The 247-nt window shown below is 53.4% G+C and carries 1 protein-coding gene; it reads right to left on the bottom strand.

All coding sequences use genetic code 11. The annotated features are described in order from the left end of the window. Positions 1-247: condensation domain-containing protein (locus tag SB756_RS33685; protein WP_410913714.1), on the bottom strand; the 247-nt coding region annotated here is incomplete at both ends.

Here is a 247-nt window from a genome sequence, read left to right as displayed (position 1 = left end):
ATGATGGGTGCATATTAGGTGATGTCGATTTTCAGCTGTCCTTACCAGCACCAGGCGCAGCAAAGGTGCTGCATCCAACACAAAACCGCGCTGTCGCTCGCGTTCGGCCAATGCCTCAAGTGCATGATCTTCTGTCGCTTGATTACGCCAGTCATGTTCTTTGAACGGCAGCTCGACATGCTTGTGCACGATCTGCACCGCTTGGTCCAGATCCCCCTGCCAGACGAAACTGGTTCGCAGAATATCG

Source organism: Pseudomonas sp. SIMBA_068 (genome assembly GCF_046534705.1).
In the GTDB taxonomy this organism is placed as follows: domain Bacteria; phylum Pseudomonadota; class Gammaproteobacteria; order Pseudomonadales; family Pseudomonadaceae; genus Aquipseudomonas; species Aquipseudomonas putida.
Note: the sequence above shows the minus strand (reverse complement) of the source record. Positions and strands in the feature narration are given on the sequence as shown.